The organism is Collinsella sp. BG-O-102 (assembly GCF_023656745.1).
Classification (GTDB): Bacteria; Actinomycetota; Coriobacteriia; order Coriobacteriales; family Coriobacteriaceae; genus Collinsella.
This window is the reverse complement of record NZ_JAMOKO010000002.1, coordinates 99,356-116,562: the sequence shown is the minus strand read 5'-3', so window position 1 is coordinate 116,562 and position 17,207 is coordinate 99,356. Positions and strand designations below refer to the sequence as shown.

Below are 17,207 nucleotides of genomic sequence, written 5' to 3'. Positions count from 1 at the left end.
AGCGCCGTTGCCACACACGGCGCCCCCGTTTTGCTTGCACGCTAACAGCTATCTAAGGAGAGACACAGATGGAGAACATCAGCTACGATGCGCTCGAGAAGATCGGCTACAAGGGCTATCTGCTGCCCAAGGACGCTCCCGAGAAGGTTCTACAGTTTGGCGAGGGCAATTTCCTGCGCGCCTTCGTCGACCGTTTCTTTGACATGGGCAACGAGGCCACCGGCTGGAACGGCAAGGTCGTCATGGTGCAGCCCATCAGCGGTGCCTTTGGCTTTGCCGACGGCATCAATGCCCAGGACGACCTGTACACCGTGCTGGTGCGCGGCAAGGAGAACGGCAACACGGTTGACGAGTCCCGCGTGATCAGCGCCTGCAGCCGCTGCCTTAACCCGTATCGTGAGGACGACTACCGCGCCATGATGGAGGTCGCTGTCTCCGACGACCTAGAGATTATCGTCTCCAACACCACCGAGGCCGGTATCGCCTATGACCCGTCCTGCAAGGCCGACGACATGCCACCTGCGAGCTTCCCCGCCAAGCTTGCCCAGGTGCTCCACACCCGCTGGGCTGCCGGTAAGCCGGGCGTCATCGTCCTCGCCTGCGAGCTCATCGATCACAACGGCGAGGAGTTGCTGCGCATCATGAACCAGTATGTGAGCGACTGGGGCTGGGAGGACGAGTTTGCGCAGTGGATGGCCAACGACTGCACCGTCTGCACCACGCTCGTCGACACCATCGTACCGGGCCGTATCCGCGACGCATCCGAGGCCGCCGCGGTGGCTGAGCGTCTGGGCTACGAGGATCCCTTCCTGGCCGTGCGCGAGCCCTTTCAGATGTGGGGCATCCAGGGTGACGAGTCGCTTGCCGAGAAGCTTCCCTTTGTGAAGGCTGGTCTTCCGGGTGTCTTTGTGACTCCCGACGTCACCCCGTACAAAAAGCGCAAGGTCCGCATCCTCAACGGTGCCCACACCGCCTTCGTTCCGGGTTCCTGGGTTGCCGGCTTTGATATCGTGCGCGACTGCATGCATGACGAGACCATTCGCGGCTTCATGAACACCATGCTCTACGACGAGGTCATTCCGACGCTTGCCGCCGACTTGGATGTCGAGGACTGCAAGGCCTTTGCCGCCGCCGTCGAAAACCGCTTCGACAACCCGTTTATTGATCATGCGCTGCTCTCCATCTGCCTCAACTCCACGGCTAAGTGGCGCGCTCGCGACCTGCCCACACTCAAGGACTACGTTGCCGAGACCGGCAACCTGCCCAAGTGCCTGGCGACGAGCCTCGCTACGCTCATCTCCTTCTACACGCAGGAGCTCGTGTCCCGCGAGGGCGACGGCCTGCACCTGCGTCGCTCCGACGGCACCGAGTACACCGCTCAGGACGACGCCTTCGTGCTCGACTTCTACGCCGCCCATGCCGGCGCCGACGATGCCCAGCTGGTGCACGACGTGCTCACCAACGAGCAGATGTGGGGCGAGGACCTTACGCAAATCGCAGGTCTTGAGGAGTTTGTCGTCAGCGCGCTCGCTGTCGTGCGTGCCGAGGGCGCCAAGCAGGCCTTCGCCAACGCTCAGGCGTAAATTTCCGGCGCAGACGCGGGCGCGGGACGGCGTGCCCGCGTCTCGACTTCTGCTCAACCTGTAGGGTTAGGACCATTTGTAATGAATACTATCCAGATCAATCCGGCCGATAACGTGATCGTTGCGCTGTCGCCGCTTGCCAAGGGCACTGCCGTCGCGGTTCCCGGGGTGGGCGAGGTCGTGGCCGTGGAGGATATTCCGCAGGGCCATAAGATGGCGGTGCGCGCGATTGCCGCAGGGGAGGACGTCATCAAGTACGGCCTTCCTATCGGCCATGTGACGGGCGATGTCCAGCCCGGTCAGTGGCTCCACACGCACAATGTGAAGACCAACCTTTCGGGCGAGGTCGAGTACGCCTACAACCCCACGCATCCGGTCGTGGATCCCGTTGAGCCTGAGACCTTTATGGGCTTCCGCCGCGCCGACGGTCGTGCCGCGACGCGTAATGAGCTGTGGATCATCCCCACGGTCGGCTGTGTCAACGAAGTCGCCCGTGCCATGTGTGAGCAGGCCCAGGATCTGGTCGATGGCTCGCTGGAGGGTGTTTACTACTTCCCGCATCCCTTTGGCTGCTCGCAGACCGGCGCCGACCATGCCCAGACGCGTCGTCTGCTGGTGGCGCTCTCGCGTCATCCTAATGCGGCCGGCGTGCTGTTCCTGTCGCTCGGTTGCGAGAACTGCACACACCAGCAGGTGCTCGACGAGCTCGGTGACTTCGATCACGAGCGCGTTCGCTTTCTCACCTGCCAGGATGTAGCCGACGAGCAAATCGAGGGTCACAAGATTCTGGCCGAGCTGGCAGACCTGGCAAAGCAGTCCAAGCGCGAGCCCATTCCGGCCTCCGAGCTGGTCATTGGTCTTAAGTGTGGCGGCTCCGACGGTCTTTCGGGCATTACCGCCAACCCCACGATCGGTCGCGTGAGCGATATGGTCGTCGCCCGTGGCGGCACGTCGGTGCTTACCGAGGTGCCCGAGATGTTTGGCGCGGAGAGCATCCTGCTCGACCGTTGCGAGAATGAGCAGGTCTTTAACGCTGCCTCCGACATGCTCAATGGATTTAAGGACTACTTTATTAGCCACGGCGAGGTCGTTTATGAGAACCCGAGTCCCGGCAACAAGGACGGCGGTATTACCACGCTCGAGGACAAGAGCTGCGGCTGCGTGCAAAAGGGCGGATCTGCCCCCATCGTCGACGTGCTGCCGTATGCCGGCCAGGCAAATAAACACGGCCTGAACATGCTGTGCGGTCCGGGCAACGACATGGTATCCACCACGGCGTTGACGGCTGCCGGCTGCCACGTGATTCTGTTCTCGACCGGCCGCGGCACACCGTTTGGCGCGCCGGCGCCTACCCTCAAGGTGTTCACCAATCAGCGTTTGTGCGACCACAAGGCCAACTGGATGGACTTTAACGCTGGCGTGATTGCCACGGGTGAGCGTACGCTCGACGAGGCTGCCCACGATCTGTACCAGCTGGTGCTGGAGACGGCGAGCGGTAAGCTCACGAGTGCTGAGCGCCGTGGCTGTCACGAGATCAGTATCTGGAAGGACGGCGTCTGCTTGTAGCGGCAAGTGCGCCCAAGCATAGCAAGATGTCACCGGCCCCATCGGGAGTGTTCCCGGCGGGGCTTTTTCGTTTCGTGGTTAAGTGAATATGTTGGAAAATCTGATAAACGTTCACCTATCTCATGGCTGTCCAGCATGGCACCCTTACCAGCAGAAAATAGGTGTGAGGATCTCAATTGTGTCCGTTCAGCGGTAAAAATCGACCGTTCAAGGATATTATTCAAGTGAACGTTCACCTGTCATAAGCAATCGCGCATAATCTAACTAAACGTTCACCCTGAACGCTGGGCAGACAGATGTCAGTGTGGACTCCAATGTCTTGCTGCAAGACAATCGAGAAAAGAGAGGGAGCTCGATGACTAATAAGATCGGAAAAAAGCGTAAGATCACATTCTGGACGCGCTTGGGCTTTGGTATGGGCGGTATGCTCAATTCCGGTGCCCTGACCTTTACGCACAGCTACATGGTGCTGTTCCTGTCCACGGAGTGTGGCCTGTCCGCAGGCGAGGCTGCACTGATCAGCTCGTTTGCCATCTATGTCAACGCTATTCTTTGCCCGCTGATGGGCTTTGTGGCCGATAACTTCTATGCCACCAAGATTGGCCGCATCTTTGGTCGTCGTCGTTTCTGGATCTTGCTGGCCATCCCGATGATGATCGCCGAGCCGCTCATCTTCGTGGCTACGCCGTTTGGCTTCCCGTACTACTTTGTGCTGTACCTGATCTACAACGTCGCGTATACGTTCTGCACCGCCAACCTGTCGCCGCTTACCATCGAGATGACCGATGACTTCAAGGAGCGTACGTACCTCACCGGCTACAAGCATCTCTTTGGTAACGCCGCCGGCTTCCTGATGGCTGCACTTGTGGGCTTCGGCTTTGGCACCTTCGGCGAGACCAACCCGTTCAGCTACTTCATCATCGCTACGATCAACGCTTCGGTCATGGCAATCTCGCTGCTCTGCGTGTACCTGTCCACGTGGGAGCACACCCCCGAGGAGGTCGCTCAGGAGAAGATCGAGAGCGTCGGCGAGGGTATCAAGAAGTTCTTCATCGACGTAATCTCCACCTTCCGCAACAAGTCCTTCCGCAAGGTCCTGTACGCACAGGTCTCCACGAAGCTCGCTGCTGCCTGCTGGTCTGCCTGCCTGTCCTTCTTCATCGTCTACTGCCTGCAGATTCCTAAGTCCTACGAGTCCGTGATGGAGATGCCTGGCAAGGTCGTCGCTATCGTCTGCACCGCCATCTGGGTCGCTCTCATGGCCAAGAAGGGCTTCCACAAGTCTTGGTACCTGGCCAACGTCGGTTGCGCTGCGTGCATCATCGCCTACAACTACTTCGCCTTTGGTCAGATCAATGGCACCTCCACGGTCGCCATCGCCATGATCGCCTACCCCATCATCTTCGCCATCTGGAAGTTCTTCTACGTCGGCTTCCAGTACCTGCCCGATGTTCTGCTCAACTACATCCCCGATGTCGATGAGCTCATCACCCTGCGTCGTCGCGAGGGCATCTACAGCTCCGCGCAGCAGCTCTGCCAGCAGATCGCCCAGGCTATCGCCGTCAACGTGTGGGCTATCGTCCTTGCTGCCTCCGGCTTCATTCAGACCGCCGGCAATAGCGACGCCGTGACCCAGCCCGCTACCGTGCCTCTGTATATCTGCGGCTACATGATCATCGGCTGCGCCGGCTTCTTCCTGCTTGCGGCCGTCCTTGCCCGCGGCATCAAGATCGACAAGGAGCAGTGCGACGTCCTTTGCGACGAGATTCACCGAGTCAAGGAGGGTGGCAAGATGGCCGACGTCAAGCCCGAGGTCAAGGCGCTTTGCGAGGAGCTCTCCGGCTTTAAGTACGAGGACTGCTTTGCCCACAACAACGTTGGCTTCCAGGACGGTAGCGTAACTCCCGCCGAGTAAGGCCGACATATCGTCCAAATCACAGGGCCGTGCCACCGGAATTCCGCCGGCAGGCACGGCCCTTTTTCAACAGCGTACAATTTGCCTTTAGAGCATCTTTTTGAGGGAGAAACCCATGGAGACGAACGTTATCTGGCGCAACGCGCGCGCGGCGGTTATCGAGCTTGACGACGGAGGTTACTTTACCTGCGCCGATACGTGGGAGATCTTTGTCAACGACGAGCCCGCCGGTACCACGAATACGGTCGAGACCTATGTCGACGGCCTGACCCCCGGCAAGCGCAACCTGGTCCGTTTTGTCTGTGGCGAGCGTGAGCTGAGCGTAGGTGTCACCACGCCGGCTGAGCCCTTTACCATCAACGTTCGCGACTGTGGCGCCAAGGGCGATGCCGAGCATGATGACACCACCAACATCCAGGCTGCCATCATGGCCTGCCCCAAGGGTGGCCGCGTGCTGATCCCCGCCGGTAGTTATCGCATCAAGTCTCTCTTCCTTAAGAGCAATATCAACATCGAGCTCGCCGAGGGAGCGGTGCTGCTGGCCCGCCACGATCGTGCCGCGCTTGCCTACATTCCGGGAACGGTCACGGGCAACGAGGGCGCCGGTTATGCCGGTACCGATATGCTGCCCCTGGGCCGCTGGGAGGGGGAGAGCTTCTCGACCTACTGTTCTACCTTTACGGGTCTGGGCGTGCACGACGTGTGCATCTATGGTCGCGGCGCGATTGACGGTCAGACCGATTTTGCCGAGGACAACTGGTGGAACAAGGACTTTAAGAACATCTTTCGCCCGGAGGAGGGCCGCGAGGTCGCCCGTCCGCGCATGATCTTCCTGTCCGAGTGCCAAAACGTGAGCCTTGCCGGCTTCACCGTCCGCAACAGCCCGGCGTGGAACATCCACCCCATCCTGTGCGAGCACGTCGATGCGCTCTGCCTGTCCATCGAGGGCCCCAAGAACTCCCACAACACCGACGGTTTCGATCCCGAGAGCTGCGGCTTTGTCCGCATCCTTGGCTGTCAGTTCTCGGTGGGTGACGACTGCATCGCCATCAAGAGCGGCAAGCTGGGCATTGAGCCCGAGCTTCGTCCCGCCACACACGACGTGCTGATCTCTCACTGCTACATGCACGATGGTCACGGCGCCGTGGTCCTGGGTTCAGAGGCTGCCGGCGGCATCAAGGACCTTACCGTGAGCAAGTGCCTCTTTGAGCGCACCGACCGCGGCCTGCGCGTCAAGACCCGCCGCGGGCGCGGCAAGGACGCCGTTAACGAGGGCATCACCTTCGAGCACATTCGTATGGACGAGGTGCTTACGCCCTTCGTGGTCAACTCGTTCTACTTCTGCGACAAGGACGGCAAGACCGACTACGTGCAGTCTCGCGAGGCACTGCCCGTCGACGACCGCACACCTGGCTTTGGTGCCACGACGTTTTGTGATATCGAGGCTACTAACTGCCACGCGGCTGCTGCTTACATCACGGGCCTGCCCGAGAGCAAAGTGACGCGCCTGACGTTCCAGGATGTCCACGTGACCTTCGCGCCGGATGCCGAGCCCTTTGTCCCGGCCATGGCCTGCGGCGTTGAGCCCATGGTGCGCCAGGGCATCATCGCGCAAAACGTCAAGGTACTCGACCTGCAAAATGTGGTGATCGAGGGCCAGGACGGCGAGGAACTGCAGCTCCAGAACGTCGACAAGGTTATCCGTGCGTAGGCGTTTGCTCCTAAACAATTACATTCGGTATGTCGTGGCGCGCGATGGGCAGGGCCTTCCCGACCCATTGCGCGAACTTTTTATATGCCGAAACTGCAACGTAGACGGTCTACGACGAAAGGACGCGGTGACTGATGATGAGTGAGAGACGATTTTTTGAGGTTTCGCCCGAGCGTGCGGGGGCATATCACAGTATCTCTAAGGCCTTGGAGGCAATTGACGAATCCTGTCCGAATGACGGACGGCCGGTGACAATCCATATCGAGCCGGGTGAGTACCGCGAACGGGTCGAGATTCATCGCCCGCATGTGACGATTGAGGGAGAGACGGCCGACAGCGTGCGTATCGTGGGCAGCCTGGGTGCCAAGATGCCTTCGGAGGACGGCTCGGGCGTCGACGGCACGCTCGGCACGTTTAGGACCTATACCGTTTTGGTCGATGCCGACGACGTACGGCTCGAGAACCTCACGATCGAAAACGATGCGGGCGATGGGCGCGAGGTCGGTCAAGCGATTGCCCTGTATGCTGATGGCGACCGTCTGGTTGTCGATGCCTGCTGCATTAAGGGACACCAAGACACGCTGTTTTTGGGTCCGCTGCCGCCGCATGAGGCCAAACCGGGCGGGTTTATAGGACCCAAACAGTATGCGCCGCGCCGGGTGGGGCGCCAGTATTTTCGACGTTGCCGGATCGAGGGCGATGTCGACTTTATCTTTGGCGGCGCGCGTGCCTACTTTGAGGGGTGCGAGATTCGCTCGCTCAACCGCGATATGGACGTGAACGGCTACGTGACGGCGGCGTCGACGCCCGAAGGCGAGCCGCACGGCTTTGTGTTCCACGGCTGTTCGTTTACAGCTCCGGATGGCGTGGCGCCGGATTCGGTCTACCTGGGTCGTCCTTGGCGCGAATGGGCGCAAACTGTGCTGATCGATTGCTGGCTGGGGCGACATATCAAGCGCGAAGGCTGGTGGGATTGGAATAAGCCGGCGGCACACAACTGCGTGCAGTATGCTGGCGCGATTCTGCATGGGCCGGCGGGTGATACTACCGGCTGGGTGCCGTGGGCGAATGAACTCGATGTGATGGCTGCCGCCGGGTACGCTCGCGAGCAGGTGCTTGCCGGTGGGGATGGCTGGGATCCCGAGGGCGGCGACGGTGATGCGGTTGAGACGGCTGAACTGTCTGCCAACGGCCGCACCGTGCACATCGAGACGTACTGCGAAGACGAACCTGCGCTGCGTGCCCGGCTGAAGCGCGAGGGGCGTTCGGCTGCTTTTACGGGCAAGACTCCTGCAGATTTTGAGGCATGGAAGATTGCGACCAGGACTCGTCTGTACGATGTTTTGGGCCTTTCGCTTATGGACCGCGTCCCGATTGAGATTCGTGAGCTCAGCCGCGTGCGGGTTGCCGGCGGCATCGTGCGCACCCATGCGATGTTGCAGGTCGAGCGCGATGTTTGGATGCCGTTCTACCTGCTCGAGCCGCAGTCGCCTAAGCTCGATGCACACGGCCGCAAGTGTTGCTATATCTGCCCGCATGGCCATCAGGGAGCAGGCGCCGCAAGTGTTGCGGGCGTGACGGGCGTGCCGGCGGTCGATGATGCTGTGCGTAAGTTCAATTACGACTACGGTCTGCGTTTGGCGCGTATGGGTTACGTGACCGTCTGCCCCGACGCACGCGGTTGGGGATACCGTCGTGACTGGAAGGGCCAGGGCGATGACGAGAACAGCTTTCTGCGCGGCACGTGCCTAAACCAGGCGCGCATGGCCGAGCCGCTGGGACTTACCGTTGCGGGTCTCAACGCCTGGGATAACATGCGTCTGATCGATTACCTAGAGGCGCGCGGCGACATTGCCATGGACGACCTGGGCTGTTTTGGCTTTTCGGGCGGCGGATACATGACGCTGTATCTGGCGGCGCTCGACCCACGCGTATGTAAGACGTTTGTCTCGGGCTACCTGTACGGTGTCGATGATTCGCTGCTGCACCTCAACGGCAATTGCAGCTGCAACTACACACCCGGACTTTGGCGCTTGCTCGACATGGGCGATATTGCCTCGCTTATTGCGCCGCGCCCGTTGTTAGTGCAGAGCTGCGAAGAAGATCATCTGAACGGTTCGCGCGGGCTGAAAAATGTCGATGAACAGCTCGAGATCGTGCTCGATGCCTACAAGTTGCTGAGTCGCAGAGATGGCCTGCGGCACGAGGTGTGTCCGGGTGAACACCATCTGGGAGTGACACATCTTGTCGAGGATATCGAATGGCTCGATTCGCACGTTGCGAAATGCGACCGTGCATAGCCCCTCGGCATGCTGCAAATAAACGGTACGTACCTGTATGGCCGCCAATGGGCGGATGAGGAGAAGATTATGGAAACGAAGAACTTGAGTGAATCGACCATTTGCTGCTTTGGCGATTCGACCACATGGGGGGATAACGGATGCGGCGCAGGCGGCAACGACATCTCTTGGACTTCGCATCTGGGCGCGTTGCTGGGAGGTGCAGTCGTCGAGAACTTTGGCATCAAGGGTTCGCGTATCGCCATCAAGGCCGACCGCAGCGATTCATTTGTCGAGCGCTTGGACGGCATCGACGATGCGGCCGATGTCTATGTTGTCTTTGGCGGCGTTAACGACTTTAGCCGCAACGTGCCGCTTGGCGAGTTGGGCAGCACCGATGTGCATGAGTTCTATGGTGCGGTCGACTATCTGATCCGAACCATCACGGCGCGCTCACCTCAGGCAAAGCTCGTGTTTATGACGCCATGCAAGACGAGTGGTAAGCACGAGAAGGATATCCCGGCAAGCGACGAGCTCAACCACCTGGGGTTGACGCAGGCCGCCTACGTGCGAGCGATGCTTGAAGTCTGCGACCGCTACTCCGTGCCGGTGATTGACCTGTATGCGCAAAGCGGCATCAGCCCGTTTTTGCCGGAGCACCGCGAGCTCTATATGCCGGACGGTCTGCATTACAGTCCTGCCGGCTATGAGCGCCTGGCGCATCGCATCGCCGCGGGCTTAGCCGCCGTTTGCCGCTAAAAGTCTGCCGTTTGCGGGGAATATAGGGTTAACGTTCACCCTATATTCCCCGTTCGCGTTACACTAGGGGTAACGTTCACCTATCATTAACGTCAGAGGGGACAGCAATGGGTTGCAATCAAATCCTGGACCGTTATATCGAGCAGTTGATCGAAACCTCTACGCCGCAGGCGCCGGCTTGGAATATCGAAAAGATTCGTGCCGGTAAGGAGAACACCTGGAACTATATCGACGGCTGCATGATCAAGGCGCTCATCGAACTGTACGAGATCACGGGCGAGCAGCGCTACCTGACCTTTGCCGACGACTATATCGATTTCTTTGTCCAGGACGACGGCACCATCAAGCATTACAACCCGCAGGAGTACAACCTCGATAACGTCAATGCGGGCAAGACCCTCTACAAGCTCTATGACCTGGTGGGCAAGCCCAAGTATCGCGCCGCCATGGATACCATCTATCGTCAGCTCGAAACCCAGCCGCGTACCAAAGAGGGCGTGTTTTGGCACAAGGCCGTCTACCCCAACCAGATCTGGCTCGACGGCATGTATATGGCGCAGCCGTTCTACATGCAGTATGAGCTGAGCTTCCACAACCGTCGTGCCTGCTCGGACAGCTTCCATATGTTCCAGGTTGTGCATGACCTGATGCGCAACCCCCTCAACGGTCTGTACTATCACGCTTACGACGCGAGTCGCAAACAGTTCTGGTGCGACCCGGTCACCGGCCTTTCGGCTAACTTCTGGCTGCGCGCCGAGGGCTGGTTCGCCATGGCGCTCATCGACACGTGGGAGCTCATGCCGCCTTCGATGTCAGCCGAGAAGGACGAGATCCGCAAGATGTTCCACGATCTGATCGACGCCATGCTGCCGTATCAGGACGAGAAGACCGGCATGTGGCACCAGGTCATCAACCTGCCCAATATCGCCCCTAACTACCTAGAGGAGTCGGGCAGCGCCATCTTTGCCAACGCCATCATGAAGGGCGTGCGTCTGGGCGTGCTGGGCGAGCGTTACTATCAGTACGGCCGTCGCGCCTTCGATGGCATCTGCGAAACCTGCCTGTCCGAGTGTGACGGGCAGCTGGCGCTCGACAACATCTGCCTGGTTGCGGGCTTGGGAAACACCGCGCACCGCGAGGGCACGTTTGATTACTACATGAGCGAGCCCGTGGTCAAAAATGATGCAAAGGGTGTGGCGCCGCTGGTGCTTGCCTATATCGAGACCATGCATCACGACAAGCTGGCCGGTAAGCGCGATCCGCTCGCCCCCTCGGGCGTGTGCTCCATCGAGGACCCGTTTGGCGGATACACCCCGGGCATCAACGCTCATAAGGGATGTGAATAACGTGGGGGCTATTACTCCGGGCGTACGTTTGCACGACCTTCCGCAGGGGACCGTCGAGGAACGCATTCGTATGGCGGGAGAGCTGGGCTTTTCGTGCATTCAACTGCCGAGCAAGGTGCTCTACGCATCGATGGGGATCGATCGAGGCGGCCTGACCCGCGAGCTTGCCGACCATTTGCGTGCGGTGCTCGACGAGGCGGGCGTTTCGGTCGCCGTACTCGGCTGTTATAAGAATCTGGCGACGCCCGATCGACAACAGCTCATGGATAACATTGCCGAGTACGAGGCGTGCTTGAATTTTGCCCAGATGCTCGGCGGATGCCCGGTTGGCACCGAGACCGGTCGTCCCAATGCGCAGAACCGCGTCGCGGACGACCGCATGACCGACGAGGCACTCGATGCGTTTGCAGACGGACTTGCACACGTCTGCGATCGGGCCGAGGCTGTGGGCGGGCAAATACTGATCGAGCCCGGTTGGAACGAGACGGTTAATACGCCGGATCGCTGCCGTGAGGTGCTGGAGCGCGTCTCGAGCCCGTCGCTCGGCGTGATCTACGACCCAGTGTCGCTGCTGCACCCCAGCGTCGTTGACGAAGCGCAGGAAATCACAGCGCGCATGCTCTACTTATGCGGCAGTAAGATCCGCGTGCTGCACGCCAAGGATTTTGAGGTCGTTGATAACGAGGACGAAGCCGGTTGGTGCGACGGTACGGGTTCACGCCTGGTGTGCCACGGCGTGGGCGAGACGGGTCGCTATGACTTTGAGCCCGTGGTGGCCTGGGCTGCCGCCGCCTGCCCTGGGATTCCCTGCGTGGTCGAGAACAGCGTGCCGGCGACGGCGGCTGACTGCCTGGCGACACTCGAGCACATGTCCGCTCGCTGCGGGGCTCCGCATCGCGAGTTATAGCATTGGCTTTTGCCGTGTCGGCAGATTGAGATTACCTGTATGGGGGCGGCGGTGAAGGGTCTTTATCGTCGCCCCATTGGATTGCATTAAAAAGGGGAGTTGCGTGGCTATCCACATTGTCGAAGAGGCGAATCGTTGCCTAGGTTGTAAAAGGGCGTTCTGTCAGGTTAAGGGCTGCCCGGTTCAGACGCCTATTCCGCAGGTCATCGACCTGTTCAAACAGCGTCGTTTAGAAGAAGCGGGCGAGCTGCTGTTCCAGAACAATCCCATGAGCGCGGTCTGCTCCATGGTGTGCAACCATTCGGGCCAGTGCGAGGGTGCTTGCATCCAGGGCCGCAAGGGCACACCTGTGCATTTCTCGAGCATCGAGAACTATATCTCGACAGCGTATTTGGATCGTAAGGAGTGGACGCCCGCGTCGTCGTGCGGCAAACAGGTTGCTGTGGTCGGTTCCGGTCCCGCCGGTATTACCGTGGCCATTAAAATGGCCCAGCTGGGCTGTGCCGTCACGGTATTTGAACAGCGCCCCGAGATCGGCGGGGTGCTGGAATACGGTATCCCCGAGTTCCGCCTGCCCCGTGCGCTCGTGCAAAAGTATCGCCACGTGATGTGCTCGCTCGGCGTGCGTGTGCGCCCTTCGACCACCATCGGCGGCGCGTTGCACATCGATGACCTGCTGCGCGACGGCTACGATGCGGTCTTTGTTGGTACCGGTACCTGGCGAGCTCGAAAGTTGGGTATTCCCGGCGAGTCGCGCGGCAACGTGCTGTTTGGCATCGATTATCTGGTCGATCCCGCGAGCGTGGCAATCGGGCAGAACGTGGCGGTTATCGGCGCCGGCAATGTGGCCATGGATGTTGCCCGTACGGCCCTGCGCTCGGGCGCTCGCAAGGTCACTGTGTATGCCCGCTCGCGCCATATCTCGGCCATCGACGACGAGGTCGAGCTGACCGAGCTTGACGGTGCCGAAATCGTGTGCGGCAAGGCGATTTGTGCCATCGACGATAACGGTCCGGTGTTTGAGACGGCTATCTTTGACGAGGACAACAACGTGGTGGGCTATGAGGAAGAGCTCGACCACGTGTCCGCCGACACGGTTGTGATTGCGGCGTCTCAAGTGCCCAAGGACAAGCTCGTGCTTACAACGGGCGGTCTGGAGACCGACCATCGCGGTCTGCTTTCGGTCGATGAGCACGGCATGACCACCGTGCCGGGCGTCTTTGCCGCCGGCGACGTGGTCAACGGCCCGCTCACCGTGGTCCATGCCGTGGCCGGTGCCAAGCTCGCCGTCGAAGGCATGACATCCTACCTGGGCCTCTAATCCATCCCACCCTTATCAGTTGCGGTGAAATACGGACTGTTTTGGCTGTCAAAGGCCTTATCTACTCCGTATTCCACCGCAACTTTTTGTTGGGTGGGCTAGAGACGCTGCATGCGGTACCCGACACCCATGTGCGTCTGAATCATCTTGGGGTGAGAGGGGTCTGCCTCGATCTTCTTGCGCAGGGTGCGCATGAACACGCGCAGGCTCGCCAGATCGCTGTCCCAGCTCGTGCCCCATATCTCGTGGGTGATGAAGGTGTGGGTGAGCACCTTGTCGACGTTTTTCGCCAGAAGGACGAGCAATTTGTACTCGGTTGGGGTGAGCGAGAGCTCGCGTCCGTCTTTCGTCGCGTATCCCGCGGCGTAGTCGATATGCAGCGGACCGTTGTCAAACGTGCTCGCTTCTGTCGACTCGCTCGACGCCATCGAGGAGCGCCTCAAATTCGCACGGACGCGCGCGAGCAACTCATCCACAGAAAAGGGCTTGGTGAGGTAGTCGTCTGCCCCTGCGTCAAGTGCTGCAATCTTGTCGGAATCTTCGGTGCGCGCCGAAATGACGATAATGGGGACTGCCGACCAGCTTCGGATCTTCGTGATGACCTCGATACCGTCAATGTCGGGAAGGCCGAGGTCGAGCATGATGAGGCTGGGGCCGTGCGACACCGCATCCATGATGGCGGCTTGGCCGTTGCAAACCTTGCTCACGACATAGCCGTGGAGGTCAAGCGCGGTCGAAACGAGGTTTTGAACGGTCGGGTCATCTTCGACCAGGAGGATGCGTGGCTTAGCGGCATTATTCATGAATCTCAATCTCCTCGGCGGGCAGGGTAAAACGGAAGACGGCCCCATGGGGGTGGTTGTCGCGAACTTCGATGACGCCGCCATGCGCCTCCACGATGGAGCGGCAGAGCGACAGGCCAAGGCCGATGCTTCGACGCGAATCCACGGGCCGCGTATTGCCTGAGGTGAAGAAGCGCTCAAAGATATGAGGCTTGTCGCAGTCTGCCACACCCGGCCCATCGTCTGCGACGTCCACCACGACGAACGCGCCCTCGCGACGTGCGCTGATGGTGACAGACGAGTCCTCGGGCGTGTATTTGAAGGCGTTCATGATGAGATTCGTAAGCACCTGCATGATGAGATGGACGTCGATGCGTACCAGCAGGATGTCGTCAGTGTGCTCGATGGTGACGGCACGTCCATGCGATGCTTGGGCGACATGGCTGAGGGCGGCCTCGATGACCTCGTCGATGAGCTCGGATGTTAAGTTGAGGCGAATGGTGCCGTCCTCGACGCGTGTGATGGCGAGGAGGTTCTCCACGGTATCGATAAGCCAGAGGGAGTCGTCGTAGATGGCATCGGCAAGATCGCAGCGTTGTTCGAGGCTGAGCTTCTCGTCGCTCTTCCGAAGGATTGCCGCAGATCCGGATATAGCCGTGAGGGGTGTCCTCAAATCGTGGCCGATGGAGCGTAAAAGGTTGGCGCGCAGCTGCTCGTTTTTCGCCAAGACCGCAGCCTCTTCGCGCTCTTGCGCCGCCCGGTCGCTTTCGAGCGCCAAGGCGCATTCACCTACGATAGATAGGACGATCGAATGCTCGAAGGCTTCGATCTCGCGCCCCTCCAGGGCGATGCCGATGACACCGAATACCTTGTCGCCGGTGCGAACCGCGAGGTAGAGACAGCGCGCCTCAGGCAGGGTCCGCGTGCTTGCGCCCGCGCGCTTGTTGTTGGTGTAGGTCCAGGTTGCAACGGCGCGCTCGTAGTCGGTGAGCAGCGACGCGGATCGGTTTTCGGTGCCAGCGGACTCATAGAGCGCCTTGCCGAGCGTGCCGTGTTCGGCGGGGTAGAAGACCACGTCGAGTTTTAGCAGTTTGACGAGTTGGTTCATGGCGACGCGGGCGCACTCCTCCGCGCTATGGGCTTGCTGCAAGAGCTGGTTCGTTTCGAGGAGTACGCGCGTTTTGAATGCGTTCTCGGCGGATGTACGGGCGTTGTCGGCGATGCGCGCAGTTAACTCGCCGGCGACCATAGCGGTGGCGAACATGATGCCGAACGTGACCAGATAGCTTCGGTCGTAGCTGGCGAGCGAAAACAGAGGCGTGACAAAGCAGAAGTTGTAAAGCACTACAGAGAGCACGCTCGATACGATCGTGCAGATACGCCCCGTCGTGGTGACGGCGGTCAGCAGGGCCGTGAAGATATAGAGGGATATGATGCTGGAGTCGGCAAATCCCAGATGGCGGAAAGCCGTGCCGATCGCCGTGGCGGCAAGAGAGAGGGCCAGCGTGCGAAGCACGTTTCGGCTGCTGGGCGGCTGCAGGGCGAGCGCATGGCGGCGTCCTTTGGGTCGGGAGGGCGGAGTCGACTGTTCTGGAATGATGTAAATGTCGAGGTTCGGGGCGAATGTTATGAGCTGTTCTACGAGAGATTTGCGGCCGAAGAGGGCCTGACGGACGCTGCTGCGCTCGCCCGTGCGCCCCATGACGATCTTCGAAATACCCGACAGGCGCGCGAACTCGGAGATCTGAAACGCGATGTCGTCGCCATAGACGGTTTCCATATGTGCTCCGAGCTGCTCGGCTAGGGCGATATTGGCTGCAAGCTTGGCGCGCTCATCATCGCTCATGGCTTGCGTGCGCGGGCTCTCTACGAACAGGGCGACGAGTTCGCTGCGAAACGCTTTCGCCATGCGTGCGGCGGCACGGATGATGCGGGGATTGGTCGGCGCCGGGGAGACACAGACTAAGATACGCTCCCTGGTGTAGTAGTCACGGTTTCCCAGCACGCGTGCGGCGTCTGTGAGGTGACCGGTGCGATCGGCGCAGCGGCGCAGCGCGATTTCTCGGAGTGCGGTGAGGTTCTCGACGGTAAAAAAATGCTGTTGCGCTCGGTCGGCTTGTGCGGGACGGTAGACGAGGCCGGCGCGAAGGCGCTCAAGTAGGTCTTCGGGCTCTATGTCGACGAGCTCGACCTGGTCGGCATCATCGAAGATACGGTCGGGGATTCGTTCGCTCACGACAACGCCGGTGATGGATGCAACCATGTCGTTTAGGCTCTCGATATGCTGAACGTTCACGGTCGTATAGACGTCGATGCCCGCATGTAGAAGTTCCTCGACGTCTTGATAGCGTTTGTCGTGGCGAGACCCCGGCGCATTCGTATGGGCGAGCTCGTCGACAAGGATGAGCTGAGGGGCGCGCTCGATAGCCGCATCTAGATCGAACTCGCTGAGCGCAATGCCGTTGTGCTCGATGAGTTTACAGGGCACGTTCTCAAGCCCTTGTGCAAGATGGGCAGTTGCCGGACGTTCGTGCGGCTCGATGTATCCCGCGACGACGTCGACACCTCGCCGCTTGGCGGCGTGGGCGGCTTGAAGCATTGCATAGGTTTTGCCTGTACCAGCAGCGTAGCCAAAGAAAATTTTGAGGTGTCCCCGGCTGGTTCGAGTGTCATCGGCGACCTCGTCTTTCTCAATTGCCTTGAGGATGAGGTCTGGATTGACGCGAGTGTCCGATGCGTCGCGCTGCATAGCGTAGCCTTTCTGAAGCGTTGTCCATGCGTGCATACGCGGTGAAGACACCACTGTATGCTCGCGAGGTCGAGTATAGGCGCACTGCAGCTGCAATAGTGCTTTCTACCTGCATCTTTACGGCATCTTAAGGACGTGAGCCCCGGCCCTCACGCCTCTTTAATCCCTAGAAGCGTTTACTGTCCCCAGACGCTTGCGAGGGCAGGCGTCCGAGACATCGGACCGCGTGTGAAAGGGGCGGTAAATGGACATCCTCATTCCCATCATCGGAGTCGTCTGCATTGGACTT

Annotated in this window: 11 protein-coding genes; 9 read left to right on the top strand and 2 right to left on the bottom strand. The window is 60.0% G+C overall.

The window, feature by feature from the left end; translation table 11 throughout:
* The first annotated feature begins 68 nt into the window (after positions 1 to 68).
* The 9 genes from NBH09_RS01645 to NBH09_RS01605 all read left to right on the top strand — a co-directional run bounded on the left by NBH09_RS01645 (position 69) and on the right by NBH09_RS01605 (position 13,387).
* Positions 69 to 1,583, top strand: a complete 1,515-nt coding sequence (locus NBH09_RS01645) for a tagaturonate reductase (protein WP_195543842.1) — start codon at positions 69 to 71, stop codon at positions 1,581 to 1,583.
* 81 nt (positions 1,584 to 1,664) lie between these two features.
* Positions 1,665 to 3,149: a UxaA family hydrolase gene (locus NBH09_RS01640; protein ID WP_250786874.1), complete on the top strand. Its 1,485-nt coding sequence runs from the start codon at positions 1,665 to 1,667 to the stop codon at positions 3,147 to 3,149.
* 355 nt (positions 3,150 to 3,504) lie between these two features.
* A complete protein-coding gene (locus NBH09_RS01635) occupies positions 3,505 to 5,064 on the top strand; it encodes an MFS transporter (protein WP_055285984.1) in 1,560 nt (519 codons plus the stop codon).
* Positions 5,065 to 5,179: 115 nt separating this feature from the next.
* Positions 5,180 to 6,775, top strand: a complete 1,596-nt coding sequence (locus tag NBH09_RS01630; protein ID WP_138114061.1) for a glycoside hydrolase family 28 protein — start codon at positions 5,180 to 5,182, stop codon at positions 6,773 to 6,775.
* Positions 6,776 to 6,909: 134 nt separating this feature from the next.
* A complete protein-coding gene (locus tag NBH09_RS01625; RefSeq protein WP_324249303.1) occupies positions 6,910 to 9,075 on the top strand; it encodes a pectinesterase family protein in 2,166 nt (721 codons plus the stop codon).
* Positions 9,076 to 9,144: 69 nt separating this feature from the next.
* Positions 9,145 to 9,813 (top strand): SGNH/GDSL hydrolase family protein, encoded by a 669-nt coding sequence (locus NBH09_RS01620; protein ID WP_229066787.1) that lies wholly within the window; start codon positions 9,145 to 9,147, stop codon positions 9,811 to 9,813.
* A 107-nt stretch (positions 9,814 to 9,920) separates the two neighbouring features.
* Positions 9,921 to 11,159: a glycoside hydrolase family 88/105 protein gene (locus NBH09_RS01615; RefSeq protein WP_138114068.1), complete on the top strand. Its 1,239-nt coding sequence runs from the start codon at positions 9,921 to 9,923 to the stop codon at positions 11,157 to 11,159.
* Between the two features lies 1 nt (position 11,160).
* A complete protein-coding gene (locus NBH09_RS01610; RefSeq protein ID WP_138114071.1) occupies positions 11,161 to 12,066 on the top strand; it encodes a sugar phosphate isomerase/epimerase family protein in 906 nt (301 codons plus the stop codon).
* A gap of 103 nt (positions 12,067 to 12,169) precedes the next feature.
* The gene (locus tag NBH09_RS01605) at positions 12,170 to 13,387 is read left to right on the top strand and encodes an FAD-dependent oxidoreductase (protein WP_250786873.1); all 1,218 of its coding nucleotides are present in this window, start codon (positions 12,170 to 12,172) and stop codon (positions 13,385 to 13,387) included.
* Between the two features lie 98 nt (positions 13,388 to 13,485).
* Here the strand turns inward: NBH09_RS01605 and NBH09_RS01600 are convergent, their stop codons facing one another.
* A complete protein-coding gene (locus NBH09_RS01600) occupies positions 13,486 to 14,190 on the bottom strand; it encodes a response regulator transcription factor (protein ID WP_250786872.1) in 705 nt (234 codons plus the stop codon).
* A complete protein-coding gene (locus NBH09_RS01595; RefSeq protein ID WP_250786871.1) occupies positions 14,183 to 16,918 on the bottom strand; it encodes an ATP-binding protein in 2,736 nt (911 codons plus the stop codon). The genes NBH09_RS01600 and NBH09_RS01595 overlap by 8 nt, the downstream gene beginning before the upstream one ends.
* Positions 16,919 to 17,207 lie beyond the last annotated feature (289 nt).